General features: G+C 31.8%; 3 protein-coding genes. 1 reads left to right on the top strand and 2 read right to left on the bottom strand.

Annotated elements, in window-relative coordinates:
- Positions 1–31 precede the first annotated feature (31 nt).
- Both FHL06_RS12535 and FHL06_RS12540 read right to left on the bottom strand, forming a co-directional pair.
- On the bottom strand, positions 32–268 hold the full coding sequence (locus tag FHL06_RS12535) for a hypothetical protein (RefSeq protein ID WP_153386911.1): 237 nt from the start codon (positions 266–268) through the stop codon (positions 32–34).
- Positions 269–281: 13 nt separating this feature from the next.
- Positions 282–824, bottom strand: a complete 543-nt coding sequence (locus FHL06_RS12540; RefSeq protein WP_153386913.1) for a recombinase family protein — start codon at positions 822–824, stop codon at positions 282–284.
- Between the two features lie 113 nt (positions 825–937).
- On the opposite strand from FHL06_RS12540, the gene FHL06_RS12545 reads away from it, so the two are divergent.
- Positions 938–1946 (top strand): SulP family inorganic anion transporter (locus FHL06_RS12545; protein ID WP_153386915.1); only part of this gene is annotated, 1009 nt, incomplete at its 3' end.

Raw genomic sequence — 1946 nt, forward strand, 5'->3', positions numbered from 1 at the left:
TTATAGTATTTAAAAGAAAAAGAACGAATATTTAAAGAAACAAAGAAATTTTTTCACGTCCTTTTTCTGTTAACTCTGCATATCTTGTCGTCCCATATACCGGAAAACATTCATTATAAAATAACTCTATATTTTTTGCTAAGTCTTGTCTTGCTATGTTCTCGAGCGCTAACAAAAAAGTTTTTTCACTAATGTTTAATGTTTTAAAACTCACGTTATCTTCCTCTTTAATAGACAATAATATATTGTGTTCTACATCTTGAAACAATGCTTATCACCTCTTATTTATCTAGATGACGATATAAAGTTGCTCTACTTATGTTTGTCTTTTCTTTTATCTCATCCAAAGTATATTTTTTGCTCATATACATCTCTATAGCATCTCTAAGGTTTTTATCATCTCGTTTGGGTCTACCTAAAGTTTTTCCTTCTTTTGCATAATTCTCTAATCCTACACGTGTCCTAAATTTAACAATATCACTTTGAAAATCTGTAATATCATGCAATATTTCTATAAATTCTCCTTTAATATCTTTATAAATATATCGATTTAAATTGATTACATATAGAGATATATCTTCTTGTGAAAGGTAATCTAATATATCTACTAAATGCTTCGTAGAATCTGCAAGTATACATAAATCCGTAATGTATAACATATCACCCGGGACTAATTTTTGATTTAAAAGAATGTCTAATTCATTTCTCTTTTTATTATTAGCATGAATTTCTTCAACAATTTCATTTGTATGGGTTTCTAATTTATTTCTTTGTTCATTTAGATCGTCGTTTATTGTAACGGGTCTAATATAACCGTATTTCATTTATTTGCACCACCCTATAGCTAAAGTGTAACATAAAGTTTCATTAAGGGGTATACATGTGAAACTTTTCTGTTATACTTTACAATATAATTAAATAAAAAGGAGAGTAAGTTATGGTTGAAAAATTAAAACATGAATGGCTTAACCAGCCAGGTAAAAACATACTTGCCGGTATCGTCGTTGCCTTAGCCTTAATCCCTGAAGCTATCGCATTCTCAATTATTGCTGGTGTAGATCCAATGGTTGGTTTATATGCTTCGTTCATTATTGCTGTCGTTACTGCTATTGTAGGTGGCAGACCAGCAATGATATCAGGTGCAACAGGGGCTATTGCCTTATTAATTGTTCCACTTGTGAAAGATTACGGTGTAGAGTATCTTCTAGCTGCTACTATACTAATGGGGTTAATTCAATTAATTTTAGGACTTCTTAAAGTTGGTCGTCTAATGAAATTTATACCTCATTCCGTCATGATTGGGTTTGTGAATGCCTTAGGAATCATGATTTTTATGTCTCAAATAGAACATATCTTTGGGATATCAATTTCAACATATATATATGTAATTATAACTTTACTCATTGTATATATAATTCCAAGATTTTTTAAAGCTATACCTGCACCATTAATAGCTATTATCGTATTGACTGCCCTTTATATGTATACAGGTTCTGACGTGAGAACTGTCGGAGATTTAGGGAATATTAAACAAGCTTTACCTCACTTTTTAATCCCTAATGTTCCCTTTAACTTAGAGACACTTCACATTATTTTCCCTTACTCTTTATCTATGGCTATTGTAGGTTTAGTTGAAAGCTTACTTACAGCTAAAATTGTAGACGATGCTACAGACACTTATAGTAGTAAAAATAGAGAATCTCGTGGCCAAGGTATCGCTAACATGATTACCGGTTTATTCGGTGGTATGGGTGGTTGTGCCATGATTGGTCAATCGGTCATCAACGTTAAATCAGGAGCAAACAGTAGATTGTCTACATTTACAGCCGGTATCGTACTTATATTTATGATTATTGTACTTGGAGGACTCGTAGTACAAGTTCCAATGCCAATTTTAGCAGGTATCATGGTTATGGTTTCTGTTGGTACATTTGATTGGAATTCTT

It is taken from the genome of Companilactobacillus halodurans, from assembly GCF_009600985.1.
Classification (GTDB): domain Bacteria; phylum Bacillota; class Bacilli; order Lactobacillales; family Lactobacillaceae; genus Companilactobacillus; species Companilactobacillus halodurans.